Origin of the sequence: Corynebacterium pseudodiphtheriticum (genome assembly GCF_023509295.1) — a bacterium.
In the GTDB taxonomy this organism is placed as follows: domain Bacteria; phylum Actinomycetota; class Actinomycetes; order Mycobacteriales; family Mycobacteriaceae; genus Corynebacterium; species Corynebacterium pseudodiphtheriticum.
The window spans coordinates 1805623-1825228 of sequence record NZ_CP091864.1; the positions used below are offsets into that span (position 1 = coordinate 1805623).

General features: G+C 55.5%; 20 protein-coding genes and 2 pseudogenes. 9 read left to right on the forward strand and 13 right to left on the reverse strand.

The genetic code is table 11. From position 1 onward, the window contains the following. The first annotated feature begins 56 nt into the window (after positions 1-56). Positions 57-1160: an SWIM zinc finger family protein gene (locus tag L9H78_RS08055; RefSeq protein WP_249619787.1), complete on the forward strand. Its 1104-nt coding sequence runs from the start codon at positions 57-59 to the stop codon at positions 1158-1160. A gap of 29 nt (positions 1161-1189) precedes the next feature. Further along, positions 1190-1711 (forward strand): gluconokinase, encoded by a 522-nt coding sequence (locus tag L9H78_RS08060; protein WP_249619788.1) that lies wholly within the window; start codon positions 1190-1192, stop codon positions 1709-1711. Here the strand turns inward: L9H78_RS08060 and L9H78_RS08065 are convergent. Genes L9H78_RS08065 through L9H78_RS08075 form a run of 3 tightly spaced genes read right to left on the reverse strand, consistent with a single transcriptional unit; the run spans position 1698 to position 4387 of the window. Continuing rightward, positions 1698-3080: a GntP family permease gene (locus L9H78_RS08065; protein ID WP_249619789.1), complete on the reverse strand. Its 1383-nt coding sequence runs from the start codon at positions 3078-3080 to the stop codon at positions 1698-1700. The two genes, L9H78_RS08060 and L9H78_RS08065, sit on opposite strands and share 14 nt — an antisense overlap. A 49-nt stretch (positions 3081-3129) precedes the next feature. Next, complete coding sequence (locus L9H78_RS10600; protein WP_347276358.1) at positions 3130-3546, reverse strand: DUF3017 domain-containing protein; 417 nt, start codon at positions 3544-3546, stop codon at positions 3130-3132. Next, a complete protein-coding gene (locus L9H78_RS08075; RefSeq protein WP_249619790.1) occupies positions 3536-4387 on the reverse strand; it encodes a bifunctional methylenetetrahydrofolate dehydrogenase/methenyltetrahydrofolate cyclohydrolase in 852 nt (283 codons plus the stop codon). Before L9H78_RS08075 ends, L9H78_RS10600 begins: the two co-directional genes overlap by 11 nt. 23 nt (positions 4388-4410) lie before the next feature. Between L9H78_RS08075 and L9H78_RS08080 the strand changes: the two genes are divergently transcribed. Continuing rightward, the gene (locus L9H78_RS08080; protein ID WP_249619791.1) at positions 4411-4881 is read left to right on the forward strand and encodes a tRNA (cytidine(34)-2'-O)-methyltransferase; all 471 of its coding nucleotides are present in this window, start codon (positions 4411-4413) and stop codon (positions 4879-4881) included. Here the strand turns inward: L9H78_RS08080 and L9H78_RS08085 are convergent. The 5 genes from L9H78_RS08085 to L9H78_RS08105 form a co-directional block, all read right to left on the reverse strand. Further along, the gene (locus L9H78_RS08085) at positions 4878-6449 is read right to left on the reverse strand and encodes a PH domain-containing protein (RefSeq protein WP_249619792.1); all 1572 of its coding nucleotides are present in this window, start codon (positions 6447-6449) and stop codon (positions 4878-4880) included. The two genes, L9H78_RS08080 and L9H78_RS08085, sit on opposite strands and share 4 nt — an antisense overlap. Continuing rightward, on the reverse strand, positions 6446-6895 hold the full coding sequence (locus L9H78_RS08090; protein WP_249619793.1) for a PH domain-containing protein: 450 nt from the start codon (positions 6893-6895) through the stop codon (positions 6446-6448). Before L9H78_RS08090 ends, L9H78_RS08085 begins: the two co-directional genes overlap by 4 nt. A gap of 82 nt (positions 6896-6977) precedes the next feature. After that, on the reverse strand, positions 6978-7640 hold the full coding sequence (locus tag L9H78_RS08095) for a hypothetical protein (RefSeq protein WP_152514582.1): 663 nt from the start codon (positions 7638-7640) through the stop codon (positions 6978-6980). 36 nt (positions 7641-7676) lie between these two features. Then, entirely contained in the window at positions 7677-7820 is a 144-nt protein-coding gene (locus L9H78_RS08100) for a hypothetical protein (RefSeq protein ID WP_172641406.1), read from the reverse strand. Positions 7821-9029: 1209 nt separating this feature from the next. Continuing rightward, positions 9030-9638 carry a neocarzinostatin apoprotein domain-containing protein gene (locus tag L9H78_RS08105; protein ID WP_249619794.1) on the reverse strand — a complete coding sequence of 203 codons (609 nt, stop codon included), beginning with the start codon at positions 9636-9638 and terminating at the stop codon, positions 9030-9032. A 151-nt stretch (positions 9639-9789) separates the two neighbouring features. Between L9H78_RS08105 and L9H78_RS08110 the strand changes: the two genes are divergently transcribed. Continuing rightward, entirely contained in the window at positions 9790-10260 is a 471-nt protein-coding gene (locus L9H78_RS08110; RefSeq protein ID WP_249619795.1) for an excalibur calcium-binding domain-containing protein, read from the forward strand. A gap of 267 nt (positions 10261-10527) precedes the next feature. Here the strand turns inward: L9H78_RS08110 and L9H78_RS08115 are convergent. From L9H78_RS08115 to L9H78_RS08125, 3 genes and pseudogenes are all read right to left on the reverse strand, one after another. Next, positions 10528-11256 (reverse strand): annotated as a pseudogene (locus tag L9H78_RS08115) (SPFH domain-containing protein); the annotation flags it as partial. A gap of 259 nt (positions 11257-11515) precedes the next feature. Beyond that, positions 11516-12121, reverse strand: a pseudogene (locus tag L9H78_RS08120) (hypothetical protein); the annotation flags it as partial. A gap of 15 nt (positions 12122-12136) precedes the next feature. Then, positions 12137-14674, reverse strand: coding sequence for a nitric-oxide reductase large subunit (locus tag L9H78_RS08125; protein ID WP_249619796.1), 2538 nt, complete (start codon positions 14672-14674; stop codon positions 12137-12139). A 219-nt stretch (positions 14675-14893) separates the two neighbouring features. Here L9H78_RS08125 and L9H78_RS08130 point away from each other — a divergent pair, with 219 nt between their 5' ends. From L9H78_RS08130 to L9H78_RS08140, 3 genes are all read left to right on the forward strand, one after another. After that, positions 14894-15157: a hypothetical protein gene (locus tag L9H78_RS08130; protein ID WP_249619797.1), complete on the forward strand. Its 264-nt coding sequence runs from the start codon at positions 14894-14896 to the stop codon at positions 15155-15157. Positions 15158-15226: 69 nt separating this feature from the next. Continuing rightward, positions 15227-15979: an NAD-dependent deacylase gene (locus L9H78_RS08135; RefSeq protein ID WP_249619798.1), complete on the forward strand. Its 753-nt coding sequence runs from the start codon at positions 15227-15229 to the stop codon at positions 15977-15979. Positions 15980-16206: 227 nt separating this feature from the next. Continuing rightward, positions 16207-16887, forward strand: a complete 681-nt coding sequence (locus tag L9H78_RS08140; protein ID WP_249619799.1) for a hypothetical protein — start codon at positions 16207-16209, stop codon at positions 16885-16887. Between the two features lie 42 nt (positions 16888-16929). Here L9H78_RS08140 and L9H78_RS08145 read toward each other — a convergent pair whose 3' ends face one another. Then, a complete protein-coding gene (locus tag L9H78_RS08145) occupies positions 16930-17379 on the reverse strand; it encodes a type I restriction endonuclease subunit R, EcoR124 family (RefSeq protein WP_347276376.1) in 450 nt (149 codons plus the stop codon). Between the two features lie 94 nt (positions 17380-17473). Here L9H78_RS08145 and L9H78_RS08150 point away from each other — a divergent pair, with 94 nt between their 5' ends. Both L9H78_RS08150 and L9H78_RS08155 read left to right on the forward strand, forming a co-directional pair. Beyond that, positions 17474-17782 carry a transposase gene (locus tag L9H78_RS08150; protein ID WP_249617617.1) on the forward strand — a complete coding sequence of 103 codons (309 nt, stop codon included), beginning with the start codon at positions 17474-17476 and terminating at the stop codon, positions 17780-17782. A gap of 365 nt (positions 17783-18147) precedes the next feature. Then, a complete protein-coding gene (locus L9H78_RS08155; RefSeq protein ID WP_249617618.1) occupies positions 18148-18342 on the forward strand; it encodes a hypothetical protein in 195 nt (64 codons plus the stop codon). 135 nt (positions 18343-18477) lie between these two features. Here L9H78_RS08155 and L9H78_RS08160 read toward each other — a convergent pair whose 3' ends face one another. Beyond that, complete coding sequence (locus L9H78_RS08160) at positions 18478-19413, reverse strand: Abi family protein (RefSeq protein WP_249617619.1); 936 nt, start codon at positions 19411-19413, stop codon at positions 18478-18480. Positions 19414-19606: the final 193 nt, after the last annotated feature.

The following is a 19606-nucleotide window of genomic DNA, read 5'->3' on the forward strand; positions in this document are numbered from 1 at the left end:
GTAAATATATTCGAAACAGTGAGGCTGTGTGTGCAGCGGCATCTTATTCTTAAGTCATGTCATTGCCACAGCAGTCTTATTTAATTAACCTCCTTACTCCTAGCTACATCGCCGACCACACAGATTCCGGGAGCTTCCACAAGGGATCAAAGATCGATCCCGCAGCAATTTCCGGCCACACAGTGACGGACAAATCTATTAAAGCTTTTGTGCAAGGCTCGGCAATTCATCCCTACGAGGTGCACATCAAGCTTGTCGAAGGAACACCCATCACCTATTGCACCTGCCCTGTGCAGCACCAATGGTGCAAGCACTGCGTCGCAGTCGGTTTACGCAGCATCGCATTATTTCCCAAGACCGAGGATCGTTTTCTAGAGAACTTCGTCGATACCGCCAGCCCTAGTGAAATCGTTAGTGCCTTCCGGCAAATTTTTCAGTGGGAACCACAGGTACAGCTCCCGCTACAGCTACACGTCTTGGCGCATACTGGCACAACCGTGAGCATTTCGGAGTTTCTCGAAGATCACCTTGGCAAAGCCATTGGGAGCTTTCTGCCGCCGCGGTGGACAGAAAGCAGCCCGCCATCTGGGGCTGGTGCGCACTCAAGTCTGAACGCGGGCGTCGGCAAGCGCGAACAAACTGCTCGGTGTGAAGAAATGATGGTGATTTTTCGGCATTTCCTTGACCATGGGCATACAGAATTGATGCTTCCGTACCTCGAGGAATTCATCAAGCAACTTGCCAGCAACCGTACGCTGAGCCTGGCAGGAAGTAAGGCTGCAAAAAATACGCTGAACGATGCTCTTGCCCTGCATTTATCCGCAGCCAAGGCTGTGGTGAGCTCAGCGAATGCGTCTGCTGGGGCGGAAATCGCGCGGTGGGTAACCTGGACCTATTTTTTCAGCGAAGATATTGCGCCACGTCTGCCTACCTATGCTGCCGAGAAAGCACTGGGGCACACCGGCATAGACTACTGCGTGAATTTCGCGTTCTTGGCAGAAGGCTACTACGGCAAGGACCACCCGCGTCTGTGGCCGTACCTGCGTGACGTCATCGCCATCGCGGCACCGGCCCAAGCGAGTGCGATTACGGCGTACGCAGAAAGTTTGGGCTTGCCACGACACAACAACGCCGAGGCACAACAACACAGCCGCCAGTGAGGTTCCCGGCAGGTGTTAGGATCACCAACATGCCTGAACATGCACCGGATGCACCACTGCCCCATCACATCGTCGTGATGGGAGTTTCTGGGAGCGGGAAGACCACCGTCGGCACAGAGCTGGCGAACCTGATGGGGCTGGTCTACCTGGATGGGGATGATTTTCACCCGCAAGCCAATATCAACAAGATGGCCAGCGGCATCCCGCTTGACGACGCCGACCGCTGGCCGTGGCTACGGCGCGTGGGAAATTGGCTCGCCGAGCAGGAGCACGGCGCCATCGTTGCCTGCAGTGCGCTAAAGCAAAGTTACCGCGAGGTACTGCTTTCTGCATGCCCTGGCGCAGTATTTGTGCACTGCACGGGCTCACGCGTACTGCTAGAGCAACGAATGTTGGAGCGCACGAAGCATTTCATGCCGGCGCATTTGCTGGACTCGCAACTGGCAACTTTGGAGCCGCTGCGTGCAGATGAACCCGGCGCGAGTTTTGATGTCGCCGAACCACCAACCCTGGTGGCGGAGGCAATGAAGAACTGGATTACAGCGCGCTGACGCCGTAGATCACCATGACCAGGGCGAAACCGATAACGGAGATCAGTGTTTGGTTTACCGTCCAGGTTTTCAGAGTAGTCGCGGTATCCATGCCCATCAGTCGGCCCACTAGCCAGAAGCCGGAGTCGTTGACGTGGGAGGCAATGACGGAACCTGCGGCCGTCGCCAAGACGATCAGTGCCAGCGCGACTTCGGAGTAATCCGCGGCAGCCACGCCCGGTGCCATCAGTGCTGCGGCCGTCGTCAAGGCGACGGTCGCCGAACCTTGAGCAACGCGGAGTGCGGCAGCAATCAGGTAGGCAGCGAGAATCAGCGGGATGCCCATGCCTTCCATGGATTCGGCGAGCGCGTCGCCAATGCCCGAGGTACGCAATACGCCACCGAACATGCCGCCAGCGCCGGTGATCAGCACGACGGAGCAGATTGGGCCAAGCGCGCCATCCATGGATTTCTCGATGGCTTCGCGGCTTACTCCCCTACGCAATCCCAACACAGCGATGGCTGCGAATGCGGTAATCAGCAGGGCGATTGGGGTTTGTCCGAGGAAACGTAGGAACTGCACAAGCCCAGAATCACCGTCGATCCAGCCTGCGGTGGCGGCGGTGTTCGCCCCGGTGTTGCCGAAAATCAGGAGCATCGGCAGCAGCAGGATCGTAGCGACGGAACCAGCGCCCGCCGGGTTCTTCGGAGCCTCGGAGCGCGCGCCCAACAACAAGTCAGGTACTGGCAGCGGGAATTTGCGTCCCAGGAATTGCCCCCACAGGTAGCCGGAGATATACCACGTGGGCAAGGCGATAAGCAGGCCAAACAGCAAGATCAGCCCAATATCCGCATTGTAGAATTCGGCAGCTGCTACCGGCCCTGGGTGCGGTGGCAAGAAAACGTGGGTGACAGAAAACGCACCAGCTGCCGGAATACCATAAGCCAGAATCGGGCCGTCCAGGCGCCGAGCGACCGCAAAGATGACCGGCAGCATAACGATGAGCCCGGCGTCGAAGAAAATGGGAAAGCCCATCAGCAGCGATGCCACGCCCAGGGCAAACGGGGCACGCTTTTCACCAAATTTACGCACCAGCAATTCCGCCAGTGACTGCGCACCACCGGAGTTTTCCACCAAGCGACCAAGCATCGCACCCAGACCGACCAGCAAAGCCACCGATGCCAAGGTGGATCCGAAGCCGTCGGTCATGGTCGGGACGACGCCTTCTAATGGGATGCCCGTGGCCAAGGCCGTCAGTGCAGAGACTGTGATCAGGGTGATGAAGGCGTGGATGCGGAAATAAATCACCAGCACCAAAATCGTTGCGACGGCGGCCGCGGCGATGGCTAAAAGCGGTGCAGTGCCCAGAGTGGGCTCCCAAGTATCCATTGGTGCAACTTTCTACTATTCGCGGCGCACAACTAACTACACCGCACGACTAACTACCCAGTGCGTCGACTGAGGCGGATAAAAACATCAGCGCTGCCCCGGCAACAGTGCTGAAAGCGGCGTCGAACCGGCGCGAACGCACAGCAAAGACGCCCAGCTTCGCGGAGTCACAGGTCAACCGCAGCACAGCCAGCCAGAGCATCGACACGCCCAGGGCAAACGTGGCTCGGCGCCAATGATCCGCCACCAAAAACCAGGCGGCGGCGGCCAGCAACACGATAAACGCAGCCATGCCGGCCCACTGCAACCAACCAGGCATGCGGGAGGCAGCCAGGTTCAGGTCATGCGGGTTGGCCAAGCCGCTGCGGTCTGCCTTCTTTTGGCGGGTCGTCAGGGATTGCGCACCGCCAGTGACTGGTTGGCCAGTGCGACGCCCAGCCTGGTGCGAGTGTGGTTTATCCGGCATGCAATTCTGCGCACTCCACCACGTTGTGCACCAGGAAGGCACGGGTCAGCGGGCCCACGCCGCCGGGGTTGGGCGAGACCGCACCGGCTTTCTCCCAGACATCGGGGGCCACATCTCCGGCGAGTTTGCCTTCGACACGCGACACGCCCACGTCCAGCACGGCAGCACCTTCTTTCACCATGTCTGCGGTGAGCATATGCGGCACGCCGGCAGCCGCGATGATGACATCAGCAGCTTTGGTTTCTGCAGCCAGGTCTTTGGTTCCGGTGTGGCACAGGGTGACAGTGGAGTTTTCGCTGCGACGCGTCAGCATCAGACCGATTGGGCGGCCCACGGTCACGCCGCGGCCGATGACCACGACTTTTGCGCCGTCGAGCTCGACGCCGAAACGACGCAACAGAGAAATGCAACCATTCGGGGTGCATGGCAGAGGTGCGTCCTCGTTGAGCACCAGCTTGCCCAGGTTCACTGGGTGCAGACCGTCGGCGTCCTTGTCGGGGTCGATGCGCTCCAGCACCTCGTTTTCGTCGAGGTGCTTCGGTAACGGCAACTGCACGATATAGCCGGTGCAGGCTGGGTCCGCGTTGAGCTCATCAATGACGGCGAGCAATTCTTCCTGGCTAATATCAGCGGGAAGATCGCGGCGGATCGAGTTGATGCCCAGAGCTTCACAGTCACGGTGCTTCATTTTGACGTAGCTGTGCGAGCCTGGATCATCACCCACCAACACGGTGGCCAGACCAGGGGTAATGCCCTTGTCGCGCAGCTTGTCGACGCGCTTTTTCAGATCGTCGAAGATTTCGTCTCGGTAGAGTTTTCCATCCAATGTCAATGCAGTCACGGCTACCATTCTAGACTCTTGCCATGGCCGATTTGCATGTTGTCTTTGATAATCCGGTGATCCCCTCGAATACCGGCAACGCGATCCGCTTAGCTGCGGTAACCGGGACCCACCTACATTTGGTGGAGCCGCTGGGGTTCAATTTCGACGATAAACATTTGAAACGCGCGGGGCTGGATTATCACGATCTGGCGGATCTGCAGATCCACCCCAATTTGGACGCGTGTTTGGAATCGCTTGGCGACGGCCGAGTGTTTGCCTTTAGCACTGGTGCCAGCACCTTTCACACTGAGGTGAACTACCAAGACGGCGATATTTTGCTTTTTGGCACAGAACCCACCGGGCTGCCTGCCGAGGCGCTAGCGCACCCGCGGATCACCGAGCAGGTGCGCATCCCCATGCTGCCAGCGCGTCGGTCGATGAATTTGTCGAATTCCGCTGCCGTCGCGGTGTTTGAGGCGTGGCGGCAACTGGGTTTTAGTGGCGGAATCTAGTGAAAAGTCCCTGCCTGTTCTAACTCCGGCAACGTGCGCTGGCGCAGGTATTCCAGGAGTTCTTCGGCATCGTCTGGGGAAAGATCCGCGCCTACCATGTGCACTGGCCCACCGACTAAATCCAACCGCAGGCTGCGCAAACCAAGCAGCGCTTGTATCGGCCCCCTGCGCAACGAGAGTTCCTGGATATGCGGCTCAGCTACGATGGCAACCTTGCGCCCAATGCGCCCGTGGTGGATGATCACGGCGTCGTCGACAAGCGTGACGCCCTGTTGTTGGTAATCAATCGGCGAGCACCAGCGCGCCTGCTTCGGCGAGGTGTACCGGGGGCGGGTGAAACCGTCTGGCCGGGCAAATTCGGTGAGGTGCTCGTCGGCAAGCGGGGTGACCAGCGTGGCAATCTGCTGGGCCTGTTGTTTGCTGCCGACGGGCAGGATCATCGTGGAGCCGGAATCTTTGCCCGATAGTGCGCCATAACCTGCGACGTCTACCTGCACCATCCACCAGCCGGTCAGCCGCCACAGGACGGGTTGGCGGATTTCGACGGCATGGATGCGGTTCAGTGGCACTGATTGCCGACGCCTGCTGGTGAGCCCGTACGCGATGTCGAGGGACGGTGAGTTGTTCGGCCCGCCGGTCTCGTTGAGCGTGGCGGTGAATTGCCACGCATTGTTGATGTGGCCAAGCAACGCGCCCAGGGCGGCAAGGACGATGACGAAACTGGAAAAGATATTCAGAGCGGTAAACAGCTGAGAAAGCACGACGATCACCGCGACGAAAGTGCTGGGACGCAGCACCATTGAGCCGAGCACCCGTCCGGTGGGAATCGGCGGGATGATTACGCGGTTCGGCTGGTCAGTCGAATGAGCCGGATCAGGTTTGTGTGTTTGCGCGGCATCACCGGCTGGGGTTTCTGCTAGCGTCGCTTCCGGTGCACCGGGTTCTGCGATGCCCGAGTGCGCGGTATCAGGCTCGGGTGATTTTTCACCACGCACGCGCTGCAGAACTTCCGCGCGTAGGCGTTCTGCTTGTTTCTTGCGCAGATATTCGACTTCAATCACAGAATCCGAGCCGCCGGCAGTCTCGACGCGGACTTTCGCGAGGCCAAAGATGCGGGCAACGAACGGCTCGACGATGTCGACGGCTTGGATGCGATTGAACCGCGCCGAGCGCACTTGGGTAGAAAACACGCCCTTTTTGCGCGCTATTTCTTCGTCGTCAAGCCGGAAACCCATGGCCCGCCACCAGAAATACGACAGCCCCACGATGAGTACCGCAATGCCGAGCAGAATCACGGTACCAACCAGCAAGTCAGTCAGGCTCTCGCCATCTGCCCAACTGGAGACCGTGTTGATAATCGTCGAATTGATGTTGACGAAAATGATGACGGCCAAACCAACCAACACCGACCAGAATTCCAGGATCGGGGTGAGGAAGTGCACTCGGTGCCACTGCTGCTGGTTGGTCTGTGCCTCGGCCGGTGCCTGTGTGGCTGCTGGTTCTGCGGCAGTTGGGTGCGAAGCCGTGGGGTGTTGCCTGTGTGTCTGAGGGTCTTCTGCTGAACTCATAGGCCGCTCATCCTCTCACGGGCCTTTTCGGACAGACGCTGCCGCAGCGCGTCCGCGTCGGCAGCTTCTAGCCCGGGGACATCGGAATCGGACGACGACGAAGCCGTATGTAGCTTCACGTTTTTTAAGCCAAAGAGTTTATCGATGGGGCCGGCGGAAACATCAACGAATTGAATCCGCCCGTACGGCACGACGGTGAAGGTGTGCCAGATTTTGCCGCGGGTGATCAGAAGTTCATCCTCAGTTTCTTTCCACCCGAGTAGTTTTACCTGCCGCGGAATGAGCCAGATGCGAGAAAGGACGAAGGCGACTATGACGGCGGTGGCGATCCATAACCAACCGCTCCAGAACACGGCGGCTGCGATGGAGCCACCAATAAATAATAAGGCCCACGGCAGACCTGAAAGATAACGCGCTTTGATCAGTTTCCTCGACACTGGGTTCATGGCAACCCAGGTTACCTTTCGTTGTGCGGCCTTGCGTGGGAGTTCTGCGCGGTCGAATCTGCATATCCTGACCTACCTGTTGTCACTGAGCTGGTGGATCGACTGCATATCCGCTTTCTTCAAGAATCGATACCGCGCGTAGCATATTTTTCCTGATCACGGTGTCCGTTTGTATTTCATGAAATTCTTTTCGTCGTTGCTTTACCTGATCAATCCAACTGTCTTTCGCATCTGCACCAAATTCATCAATGAGGAATTCGACAACATCTTCTAGGCAAATACGGTAGCGCGAATCACCAGCAGGGAAATGGATATTCTGCTGTTGTGTAGCTGAATCGTGCTTACCTGCTCGTGCCAATAGCAGCCCTAAAGGCACAGAATCCGCGTGAAACTGAATATGGCTCGCGGGTTTATTACGTGCATGACGCTCATACTCGAACCGCACGATTGGCACATATTTCTTCAGCGCGCGAAATTCAATTTTGAATGCGCTCTTATCCACCGCTAGATAATCGCCTGTGGAATTCTTGCAAAGCCTATATTCGCGGTCTAAGTGCAATCGGTCGCTACCGGTTCGCTGGACGTACAAGCTCTGAGACAGCTTAAATGCCGCACGAAAATCACTGAGGTTAAAAGGCGAGGTTTCTAATCGTGTCTCACCACGCAGTGTGGTTTCTAGTGGTCGTAGGCGCTTCGATAGCATCCGTCGGCTTTGCGGCCATTGGATGCGGTCACCAGTCTTCACGTTTACCCCGCCCTTACCTTAAGCTGATATCTCAGGCTACGGGCGCCCCGGATATTTAAGCGCGTGAGCACCGTACGAAATACGGACGTAGCCGAGTACGACCAGTTTCTGCCCCTTGGTCTTGCGCAAATGCACAATCGCCTCATGTGACACGCCAATCGCTTCCAAAGTTCGCCTCATGCCTGTAATGCCAAACGAGCCAGCGTGAAGCTACGAAGCATGTTGAATCAAGGTGCTTGAGATCGGCAAGGATTTCCGTGAATCCACAGATGCAGACGCTTCCCGCGGGCTTGAGTACACGTCTCGCTGCAGCAATCGACCCTAGACTCCACGCGGTATACGCTTCTTACTATTCGAAGTTGTCCAAATCAGCCTTCTTAATATTCTAGGGAGAATCAGCGAAAACGAAGTGAACGGATGCGTCTTCCACTGATTTCTACCAGACGAGTACATCACTCTTAAAAGATAGTCTCCTCTGGCGCAATTACCTGAGCTCGAAAGTCTCCAATATTCGCTATTTGGAAACCAGATTTCATGAAAAATCAGTGATCTGTCGGCTTGCAGCCTCAGTCACATCGAAAAGCGAGTCGGGCGAGGTTGATTCAGGCGATTTAGCAGCGTCAATGTATTGGTCTAATACTATCGAAACTCATTACTTATCCTCAGATTTTGCGTTGAGAAAAAACTCCACTCTGCCGCTTGTTGTATCGGATTTCACAGTAACCACCCCACTTAACACGGCCGGACTCTTATCGAGGTTCAGTCCCAATCTTTGAAGATGCGCCGGAATCTCTTCCTTCCTGATTTCTGCCTTATTGTTGCAGTCACGCTTATGAGCCAAGCAAAGATTTTCTACTCGGTCTAGCCAGTCGGGTGTGAGACCCCAGTCGACTACGCCGATTCTAAATGGCACTCGATGGGCTAACTGGATTTGGCCTTTTCCTTCTCCACCAGGTTTTCCACAAACTGAGCAATGGTCTCCATCACGGGCAGCTACCTCTAAACGATGTTTCTGCGGATACCGAACAGCGCCCCTCTTTCGGTAGGTTTGCCACTCTGCGACTGACAGCCACACTCGATCCCCGTATCCTCCAGACTCAACAAGCGAAGCCCTCTGGCTCATCGTTTACCCCCAGCCGTTACATTGAAACGAAACTCCACCCGATTCCGCTCTAATTTCAGTTCGCCTACCGACCATGACTCAAATAATGGTGCGGACATTTTGTCTCCCAATCAATTTCGCTATTCCTATCCCATAGCCCCGAGTGTATACACAAGCACAAAAAGCCATGCCAGTCATCATAACCAGCATGGCTGTGCGAAACGAGGGCAAAACACAACGTTCGCAGTGTTAAAGACGTTGTTAAAGACGTTCCTAAACGAACTTGCTTAAACGAACTTGATCTCGGTTTCTTCAACGCGCTTAAAGCCTTCGGTGTGGTCACCGAACAACTGCACGTTGCAGTCCTGGGTGGTGCAGTCGACGCCTTCGCCAGTTGGGGTCGCGCGCAAGGTGACAACAGCGGTGCCATCTTCCTTCATGTCCACGGTGCCACCCTCAGTCTTGACCCAAGCCTGGGTGGCTTCGTCGCCATGCTCACCGGTGCATAGTGGTGGACGACCTTCAGAGTCGTTTTCGTCGTCAGCACAAATGGCCACGTAGTAGCCCTGATCCGAGTTCAGACCAGACAGTTCAATCTGCAGTTCGCTGTCTGCTTCCACACCAGCTTCTGGGTCTGGGGTCACGCGCATTTCGGCGTCAATGGCCTGCATTGCTTTGTCCCCGGCTTCTTTGGCCTTTTCGGTGGCGGACTCTGCAGCATCGCCAGCCGCCTTGGTAGCGGATTCTGCGGCTTCGCCAGCCTCGGAGGTAACCGAGGCTGCGGTGTCTTTAGCTTCTTCAGACGAGCAGCTAGCCAGCACCAGTGCGGATGCGGCGGTGATGCCCAGAGCTGCGGAACGGAGCGTACGGCGACGAGAGGTCTTTGCAATAGTCATAAGCACATTATATGCACAGCTAGTTTTTGAACAAGGTACGAGTTGCTTTAAAGGTAACCATCAGGAAATATGGCCACATGTGAATTCCCTGCGCAAAACACTCTTAGCGACGCTTTCTACCACGTGCATCCTCTTAGCATCGTGCACGGATGTGGATTCTTCAGCAGACCAAGCAATGGTTACCGAAACATCTACGGAAACTTTCACGGAAACTGCAACCGAGTCGGCAGAATCCATGGAAGCAGCACGTGCTGCAGACGCAGCGGAAAACCCCACCGAAGCCAACGCACACGAGCATTCTGGGCGTGGCAATGGCACGAATGGCACGGTGCTCCCGGAACGTTACGACGAACGCTTCCCGCATGCCCAGGAAGCACCAGCAGATCAGCCACCAGCACCGGAGGCCCCGGGGGCTGCGGGGGCGAATCCCGAAATGAACGAACACCCGGTGGCACCGGCGCACGTCGATGCTCCTGCGGCCCCACCGGCGGCACCCGGCGGCGAAACGTATTTCCAGAATTGCGCGGCCGCCCGTGCAGCCGGTGCCGCTCCCCTGCACGCAGGTGATCCGGGCTATCGCTCACAGCTGGACCGAGACAAGGACGGCGTAGCCTGCGAATAACGCGGCGCGCGATTACTCTTTGTCGACGGTTTTATCGTCGCCTTTATCGCCGTCGACGTCCTTGCCATACCCGTCGTCAAGCTTGTATTCGGCAGTCTCCGGCCGCAGATCCAAAGAGGTGAATTCACCAGCCTGCTTACCACTATCGGAGTTGTTGTTCGCAGGCGAGTCGTGGTTGTCACTCGTTGGTGACTCGTCAGCCTTATTGCCCACCAATGAGCTGAGGTTTTGGTTCAAATCACTAAATCCCTGCTGGAACTTGCCCATGTTGTCCATGAACCCACCCAGAATATCGATGGGCAATGGGAACACCACGGTAGAGTTCTGGTCAGCACCCAGCTCCAAGATGGTCTGCAAGTAGCGTAACTGCAGAGCGGCTGGCGCCTTTTGTAATTCCTCAGCCGCTTCACGCAGCTCTTTCGACGATTGCAGTTCACCGTGTGCCGAAATGACTTTCGCACGGCGCTCACGCTCGGCCTCTGCCTCACGCGCGAGGGCGCGCTGCATGAGTTCCGGAATTTCCACGTCCTTGATTTCGACAATCCGAGTTTCTACACCCCAACGGTGTGTTTGACCATTGATGATGCGTCGAAGATCCTCGTTGAGCTCATCGCGGTGCGCCAACAAGTCGTCCAAACTGGCACGTCCCAGCAGTGAACGCAGCGTCGTCTGCGCGATCTGCGAGGTCGCGACCGCATAGTTTTCTACCTGCAGCACAGCTTTGATCGAATCGGTCACTTCAAACATGACGACGGCATTCACGCGCACCGAGACGTTGTCTTTCGTGATGATCTCCTGTGGCGGGATGGTCAACGTAACCACGCGCTGGTCGACGCGTTCCATCTTGTCAATCACCGGGATGATCCAATGCCCGCCCGGTTCCATCAACGGGCGCAAGTGCCCAAAACGGAAGGCCACTCCCCTTTCGTATTGTTTGATGACCTTAAACGAGTAGCTGATGATCACCACCAGCACTCCCAATGCCAGCAATGCCATGATCGGCCAAAATACTAATGCGCTCATGAAAAGTTCGCCTGTGCCTTACCTTTATGCCTAATGAGGCTTGTGTGTTTTAGGAGTTTTCCACTGGTTTGCTGCGCGACCGACGCTGCAATCGGCTATCCGAACGATAGTGGTGCTTGTATTTTGCAGCAATTACTTCGTCGTGGTTTTCGCCGGTTGCGCGAATGCGCTCGGAGCCGTATTTCTTCGCAAGGCGCGAGACTTCGTCGTCACGCACGCCAGCGATGGCTTCTTTCGTCGAACGGTACTTCACACCGTATTTATCAGCTACGGCCGCATTAACCTCGGCCTCGATATTATCCATCGATGGCAGCTCTTCGGGGAAGTTCGACGGGGTGGACCACAGGTGACGCGCCAAAGGAATAGTGCCGCCGACCAGCACGACCAGCACTCCACCAGTCAACACCAAATCTGCGGTCGACGAATGCACAAGCAATGACATGAGCGGAAGAATAAAGCCCATCAACGCCACCGCCAAAGAAACCCCACGGTGGAAACGTCCGGTCTCCGAATGTGGCCAAGGGTCAAGCTGACGGGTGACCTCGCGGCCTTTCGCACTGATCGTGCAGGATTGCTTGACCGGGCAGGTGTTGCACACGGTCGGGTTACCCCGGTAACGCATGACGCGGTTTTCTGGGTCGAAGCTGGAAGGCCACAGCCATTGGTCTTCCGGGCACTGCCAAGCATCGTGGGATTCCATATAGCGGAATCCACCGGTCTGATCGCCATTGGTGCGATTGGATGCCGACCGAGCCATCCGGTCAAAGCCCCACGCCACGGCGAGCAGGAACAGACCATAGATGGAACTGAGGATGGTAAATACCGCAGGTAATTCCATTGCTATCTCGCTTGCTTACTTGCTGTCGTCGTCGCGCTTGTCGGAGCTGTAGCGGCCGCCCCACTTGGTGGAGCTGTTGGCCTTGTGCTTATCCAGCGTATCCGAGACTTCTGCGCCCGTGCGGTTGTCGACGCGGCCATGGCCACCGGAGACCAACCCAACCGGAGAGCCTTGGCCTTGTGCTCCAGTACCAACGGGCTTTAGGTTTTCTTCGGATTCCACCTTGCTAAACAGTGGCGTGACCGGGAATTCTTTCTCATCTTCCATCGTTGGGATCTCACCGCTGTGACGCACGGCCTTGAATGCTCCCCAGATCAAGCCAGGAATCCCGGCCATGAAGATCACGTCGCCAGGCAGACGCAGCCATTCGATCAGGGCGTTATCCGGCTGGGTGATGTATCCCAGCGAACGAGCTTCAACATAACCTTCGGCAACCGAGTGGTAGAGCTGCAATGTGCCCAGCGGCAGCAGCGAAATAAAGACCATCCACAGCAGGCCAATGTTGAGTAGCCAGAAGCTCCACTGCATCGACTTATCCGACCAGTACTTCGGAGGTGTCAGGTAACGGAGCGCGAACACGCCTAGGCCGACGGCAAGGAATCCGTAAACACCCATCATCGCGCCGTGCGCGTGGTTGGCCGTCAGGGCGGTACCGATCTGGAAGTACGACACAATTGGCAAGTTGACCAAGAATCCGAAGATACCGGCACCCAAGAAGTTCCAAAAACCAACAGCAACCAGGAACATCACAGCCCAACGGTGTGGGAATGGCCGCTTGCCGGTCGCACGCTGTTTAGATCCAAGCTGCATGAACGTCCAGGCTTCGACGGTCAACAATGTCAACGGGACCACCTCGGCGGCAGAGAAGAACGAACCCAGCGCCATGTGCTCGACCGGAGTACCGGAGAAATACAGGTGGTGCATGGTGCCGATCACGCCACCAATGGAATACAAAATGATGTCCAAGTAGATGATGCCCAGGGCGATCTTTTCGCGAATAACACCCAGCAACACGAAGACATAGGCAACCATGATCGTCGTAAAGAGTTCCAGGAAGTCTTCCACCCAAAGGTGGACAACCCAGAAACGCCAGAACTCTGCAACAGTCAGGTGCGTCGACGAGCCTGCAAGCATGCCGACGGCGTAGAAACCTGGGATGGTCAGCCCGGAGAAGAAGAACAACCACGGCATGTTCGACTTGTGCTCGGTTTTCAGGCGACCGTGCAGGGTTCGGAAGATCATGAAGATCCATAGGAACATGCCGATGGTCAGCAGGATCTGGAAGAAGCGTGGCAGATCCAAAAATTCCCACTGCTGCGACCAAATGCTGCCTTCTGGCACGATGCCGAAGGAAGAGAGCCATTCAAAGGCCATGGAACCGAAGACGACGAAAGCGATGGCGCCCAGCAGAGCCCATGTCAGCCAGCTTTGTTTTTTAGGTTCGCGGCGAGCAATGAATGGTGCCAGGAAGATACCGGCGGCCAGCAAACCACCGGCAGTCCACAGCAGGGATAATTGCAGGTGCCAGGTACGCGCGACGTTGTACGGCAAGATTTCTTGCAGCGGGATGCCGAAGAAGCCTTCGATTTCCACGCGGTAATGCTGCACTGCGGCACCCAGCAGCGCTTGGATGAGGAACAACAGCATGGTGACCAGAACGAACCAGGCGACCACTTTTTGCGATTTGGAGAGTTTTACTTCTCCGGGCTGTTTGAAATCGAGGTTTGGGGTCTCTTCAGCGTGCCAGCCAATCTGGCGCGACCAGCGGCCGTAGATGGCGAAGATCAGACCGATACCACCGATCAGTGCAATTAGCGAGAGCACCGACCACACGACTAAGTCAGCCGTCGGAGTGTTGTTCACGCGTGGCTCTGCTGGCCAGTTGTTTGTGTAAGAATAATCATGGCCTGGGCGTTCTGCAGCAGAAGCCCATGCGGTCCAAGCGAAAAAGCCGGTGAGGTCGTGAATTTCGTCTTCGTTGTTGATGAACTCCTTCGGCAGACCGTGAACATCGGAGTTAGTACCGAAATAGTCCAGGTAGTGTTTTTGCGCTTCTTCGAATGCCGAGATTTGGTTCGGGGTCCACTCCAGCACACCAGTTTGTTCGTCGAACCGGTTGGTGCGGAATTCCTCAACGATGGCTTCATCTTCCGTTGCCTCCGGCGAGATGAAGCCTGGGATACCGTTTGCTGAGTTCTGCTCTTTGGCATGCTCAGTGGCCATGCGCAGGTACTCCGCGGTGAAATCAGGGCCCAGGTATGCACCGTGCCCCATCACAGAGCCATATTGTTGCAGGCCGCGGGCCTGGAATAACTCCTGGCCATGGGTGATCTCTTCAGAAGTCAGGATGGTCTCACCGGACTCCTGCGAAACAATCTTTTCTGGCTGCGGCATGGAGGCATCGTAAGTTCGATACGCCAAAAAGCCCATGACGAAAAAGCCGAAAAGCATGGTCAGTGCAACACCTTGCACCCATGCACTATTGAATGCGAGGACCGGCTTCGACCGATCTTCTGTGTCCTCTGCCAAGGACGCGCGCTGAACTTCAGACATGATGACCCAAATCCCATCTATAAGACTTCGCACAGATAACCTGTGTACAGTCCTATAAATACCTCATAAAATAGTCGGAAAATAATTCACGACCGGCGGGGTTACTAATAGGTTCCTTCAAAAGATGTAGGTCGATAAACAGCCAGTTGAGTAAGCAGTGTGATTGTTGTGGCGCGGTAAAAATTGTCTCCAAAACGCTCCCCCATTAAAATTAAAACCATGTCCTTCAAGGAGCACACGAAAAAGAATTGGCTGATCACTTTCTTCGCTGCAATCTTCGCAGCCTCGGTCGTGGTCATGATCTTTTTCGACGAGCCGCGCAATACCGTGGTGATCTCTTTGGCCTTCGTGGCATTTGCAGTGCTGAGTTTTCTGCTCATCCTGGTGATCTGGCTGTGGCTATCCAACCGGAAACAACGCGTGCAGGGTGGTGGCACGCAAAGTAACTCGCAGAGCAAGCAGGGCAAATCTGCCGCGAGCTAGGTAGCGAGTTACATGCACTCTTGAGCCTGATCACGGTGGCTAACCCGCACCACACCGTAGGCTTGTGGCATGAAGCAATCGCTTATCGACGCCCACGAGATTCTTGCCGACGCCAACCAGGTGGAAGTGTTCACTGGCGCGGGCATGAGTGCGGATAGTGGGATCGCCACTTACCGGGACGCGCAGACCGGCTTGTGGGAGAACGTGGACCCGCAGGCGATGGCCTCGATCGATGCCTGGCATCGCGATCCAGAAACCATGTTTGCCTGGTATTTGTGGCGCGCACACTTGGCACAACGCGCCGAGCCCAATGTCGGCCACCGCGCCCTCGCAGCAGCACGAAAAATAACCGTGACAACGCAAAACATTGATAATCTGCATGAACGCGCTGGCAGTGAAGATGTTGCCCACTTGCATGGTTCTTTGTTCGAATTCCGCTGCACGGATTGCGCAACGCCTTATCGTGAGCAAATTGCCCTGCCTACCAGACCAGTGGACAAGATTACGCCACCAGCATGCAGGGAGTGCGGTGGACTTATTCGTCCAGGCGTGGTCTGGTTTGGCGAACCGCTGCCACAAAATGAGTGGGTAGAGGCGGAACGTCGAATGTCCACGGCGGACACACTGCTCATCGTCGGAACTTCTGGGATGGTCTACCCTGCCGCCGGGCTGCCTGTGACGGCATATAGGCGGGGTATTCCGATCGTGGAGGTCAGCCCGCAGCCGACGGATTTATCACAGCTAGCCAGCGTGGTTGTCACAGCCACCGCTGCGGAGGCTCTGCCACGCATACTCAGTGGGAGGATCACTAGCAATCCGTAATCTGGTATTCAGGAAGACTATGGGTCACAAAGCACCAATGGGCCACAAAGCACCGTTGTGGCGAAATTCCCCGATCCCGTCAACCACTGGAAACGCTTAGGACACCTACTATGAATCATGCCAGTTCAATTTGCGTTTACACGCTAGCCCCGAACTCATGGAGCTGCTACATTGTCATGGGCCCATGGCCTTCGAGGGACCAACTTGCGTTCAAAACCCATTCATTCTTGTACGGTTCGATTCTATATTTCGAGGCTGCGGGAAAACTGGGCAAGACCGCTCTCAAAAAAGCCTACGATGCTTATAAAGCCGCATTTTTTGACCCCCTCTACCAAGCAGCAATACAGCGGTGCATCGTAGACGCGAAAATATCTCAAATCGCCACCCAAATTACCCCATTTCTCCACCACCACCTATATCTCCAATTCGAAATATTCGACGATGGCTCCTTACTCGAATGGATCAAACGTTATGCCCACACAATTGATCCCACACTGAATCTAGGCCGCCCAGTCCATTTCAATCCAGATATTGAAATAGAAACACCCCAAGGACAAAAACCAGAACTAGTCGGCTTTTACGGGTATATGTATGAATTCCCGTGGCCAAATGTGTCCATGTATTGCCGAAGCGAACGGGAACTTCTGGCACGCACAGCAGGAGCTGCCTTTGAAAGTCTTGCCGCCAGAATACATTTCCGGCATTCCCCACCAATGGACAGTGAATTTCCTTTTCGGTACAACGCCCAATTGCGTTGGTGGGAAAGCTATTGGAATGGCTGCTTCGATGAGATGGCACCTTGCGAAAAAGTCGCAAGCTTTATTCGTGCACAGAATCGTTACGAGCCTCATTTCATCCGAATTTATCCACTGTTCCCTGCAAGACAATCATCCGAGGTCAAGGATTAAACGCCTGGGCATCAACCCCAGGCTAACTTCACAAGCAAAGCACTACGCCCCACGCATCTGCATGAGCTCAGTAGACCCATCCTCCACAAACAGCGGATCAAACCGCGCCAATAACTCGTGCAGTTTCTGTTCAACCCGCGATTGTTTTTCTTTCCGGTCCTCGCCGCCGCGGCTAAACCGCGACATCGGCGGCAGCAGTTTCGCGATCTTCGCCCCGCCCAGGTAGGCCGCTCCACTGCCGAAAGCAGCTGGTACCACATCCCAGGTGGCATCTGCTTTTAATTTTTCGCCTTCGATAATGCGGTTCAGCTCTTCCGCCATTTTGCGGCGCACGTATGCTGGCCAGGCCTCATCAATGGCGGTTGTCACGGTAACGGAATCAACGAATTCTTCTACCAAGTCCTTAACGATCTCGTCGATGGCATCGCGAAGCTGAGATTGGCGCATCACAATACTTTCAATCTCCGCAATGAGCTCTTTGATGTCAATGATCTCGCGAGTATCTTCAGGCTCAACGTGAGGTTACCCTCGAGTAGTGGACACCCTATTAGTACGGATCTTGTGTCCGTAAGAGCGGATGTTCATTGTGAGTTCGTCAAGGAAGAAATACACCCCGGAGTACCGGCAGGAGGCCGCCAGACTGGTCATCGAGTCCGGGCGCCCAATCGCTCATGTGGCTATGGAAATTAACGTATCAGCCACAATCTTAGGCAGGTGGGTCAAACTCGAGCGAGAACGCCAAGGCGCGGTAGATGGCCGCAGTGATGCCGATATACGAGCCGAAAATGCACGTTTACGTCGTGAGTTAGCTGAGGCCAAGATGGATAATGAGTTCTTGTCACAAGCCACCGCCTTCTTCACTTTGAAACAACGCGATCGGAAAAACTTGAGCTAATACAGCTGGAGAAGGCGAACTACAGCATAAAAAGAATGATCAGCTTATTAGAGGTTTCCCGTTCTGGCTATTATAAATGGCAAAAGGCTCAAGCAGTACGGCTTCGTGGTGAAAATCAGCATCAGAGATTCCTCGACCAGTGAGTCAGGCAAATTCATGACGTCTCACCCAGGGCGTTTGTTCCCGTAACGACGATTCAATCCAAGCGGAAGTCCACGCTTGCAGACCTGGTGAAACGTCTATGTGATCAAGGGCAGCTTAATCGAGTGTGGATGTCGGATATTACCTATCTACGCACGAGCCAGGGCTGGCTGTACCTATGCGTTATCCGCGATGGACACTCCCGCCGAGTCCTAGGATAGTCTATGGATAGTGTGCAGGATTCTTACCTGGTTGAACGTGCACTGCGCATGGCTTACACCCTGCGTGGTGACGTACCCGATGGCTTGGTATTCCACGCAGATCCTGGCACTCAGTTCACGAGTGAACAATTGTGGAATGTCTGCCAGCAACTAGGGATTGCACAACCGGCGCCGTTGCCACTCGTTCATCGGGGATGATCAGCCTCTTCGATTTCGAAGCCCAGATCGCTGATCACAATGGTAATAAGAAGGCCGCTGCTTAACCCCTAAGCAGCTTAACAACGTGTCCAGGATTCGCGGGCAACCCCACTCATGCGAGCTCTACCAAAAGGACTAGTCGATAAGGGTATCGGGAGATAGTTCTCCGTATCGTGCCGGTTCAGCGATTCCTTTCGCGAGCAACCGATGCTTGTCCAATATCGGCTCGATGGTCTCTGACAGCCAGCCGGTCGAAATTCCAGAACGGGTAGCTACGTCGTCGAGTGCAACAAGGATTTTGTAAATCGAATGGTCCGAGAATTTTCGGTAGTCCTGTTTGATGCGTCTGGTGGTCTTCGGCTGCAGGCCGGGAACATCGAGCACTCGGTGGTTCCATAATTGAGCACAATGAGCTATCCGGTTACGTAAGTACACGAATGACTTCACTTGGCCAGGCAGTAGTCTGCGAGAGGTATTCATCGAGTCTGCAATGTCATCCAACACTCCAGACGAGCTGGATGCCTCGATGAGGCGTGACAGGCTACCGAAAGAAAAGGCTTCCACGGCGACCCAGATTGGCATGCGGTCATAGGCTTCAGGCTTGTAGGTTTGACCTTGTTTGATTTCATCGCGGTAGTGGGCGACGAAAGCCTCTTTACTGCGATCAAGGTTGGCAAGGGCGTGCTCTTCGACGCGTTCAGCATCAGGGTGGGGTGATTGAGTAAAACCTTCACCGTGTGCGAACGTCCCGGTTACCCCGACACGGCAACCATAGGCATAGGCGAACCGGGTGCGTAAGAGAACCTCAAGGGGGTGCAGGAGCTCATCACAGACAGCCACCAGCTCCTGCTCTGCGTCATAGAGAGCGCGAATCGTCTCAAATGAGGCACCCTGGAAGAACTGGTTGTCGCCCCGTGCTGGGTCATGTTGCCAATGCCGGAAGTATCCGGAGAAGCGATAGTAGTTGACCCGCGCGAGAAATTCAGCTGCAGATGCCTCGTCATCGATGTGCATGCCGCGCTGACCGAGTAGCTCTACTTGTTGCTCGTAGCTCAACCAATCCTTCGACATCGGGTATGCCTCCATAGAAATGAAAGGCCCCGGTCATTTGTGCATTCCCTCACGGGGAAGAGGCCTGACCGGGGATCTATTGCAACCCACTATACAACGCTTCTCCCAACGGATACAAAGTTGCTGCTGTCGGGGTGTCCGGATTCACGTGGGCTCAGGGGCGTATGCGTGAGAGCCCGACGCGGCCGCACCC

What these genes read in the sequence shown, in the direction of transcription:
- L9H78_RS08090 (WP_249619793.1), bottom strand. Translation starts at nt 6,895, where the DNA reads ATGAACCCAGTGTCGAGGAAACTGATCAAAGCGCGTTATCTTTCAGGT.
- L9H78_RS08065 (WP_249619789.1), bottom strand. Translation starts at nt 3,080, where the DNA reads ATGGATACTTGGGAGCCCACTCTGGGCACTGCACCGCTTTTAGCCATC.
- L9H78_RS08125 (WP_249619796.1), bottom strand. Translation starts at nt 14,674, where the DNA reads ATGTCTGAAGTTCAGCGCGCGTCCTTGGCAGAGGACACAGAAGATCGG.
- L9H78_RS10600 (WP_347276358.1), bottom strand. Translation starts at nt 3,546, where the DNA reads ATGCCGGATAAACCACACTCGCACCAGGCTGGGCGTCGCACTGGCCAA.
- L9H78_RS08055 (WP_249619787.1), top strand. Translation starts at nt 57, where the DNA reads ATGTCATTGCCACAGCAGTCTTATTTAATTAACCTCCTTACTCCTAGC.
- L9H78_RS08130 (WP_249619797.1), top strand. Translation starts at nt 14,894, where the DNA reads ATGTCCTTCAAGGAGCACACGAAAAAGAATTGGCTGATCACTTTCTTC.
- L9H78_RS08100 (WP_172641406.1), bottom strand. Translation starts at nt 7,820, where the DNA reads ATGAGGCGAACTTTGGAAGCGATTGGCGTGTCACATGAGGCGATTGTG.
- L9H78_RS08135 (WP_249619798.1), top strand. Translation starts at nt 15,227, where the DNA reads ATGAAGCAATCGCTTATCGACGCCCACGAGATTCTTGCCGACGCCAAC.
- L9H78_RS08160 (WP_249617619.1), bottom strand. Translation starts at nt 19,413, where the DNA reads ATGTCGAAGGATTGGTTGAGCTACGAGCAACAAGTAGAGCTACTCGGT.
- L9H78_RS08105 (WP_249619794.1), bottom strand. Translation starts at nt 9,638, where the DNA reads ATGACTATTGCAAAGACCTCTCGTCGCCGTACGCTCCGTTCCGCAGCT.
- L9H78_RS08085 (WP_249619792.1), bottom strand. Translation starts at nt 6,449, where the DNA reads ATGAGTTCAGCAGAAGACCCTCAGACACACAGGCAACACCCCACGGCT.
- L9H78_RS08155 (WP_249617618.1), top strand. Translation starts at nt 18,148, where the DNA reads ATGGATAGTGTGCAGGATTCTTACCTGGTTGAACGTGCACTGCGCATG.
- L9H78_RS08060 (WP_249619788.1), top strand. Translation starts at nt 1,190, where the DNA reads ATGCCTGAACATGCACCGGATGCACCACTGCCCCATCACATCGTCGTG.
- L9H78_RS08080 (WP_249619791.1), top strand. Translation starts at nt 4,411, where the DNA reads ATGGCCGATTTGCATGTTGTCTTTGATAATCCGGTGATCCCCTCGAAT.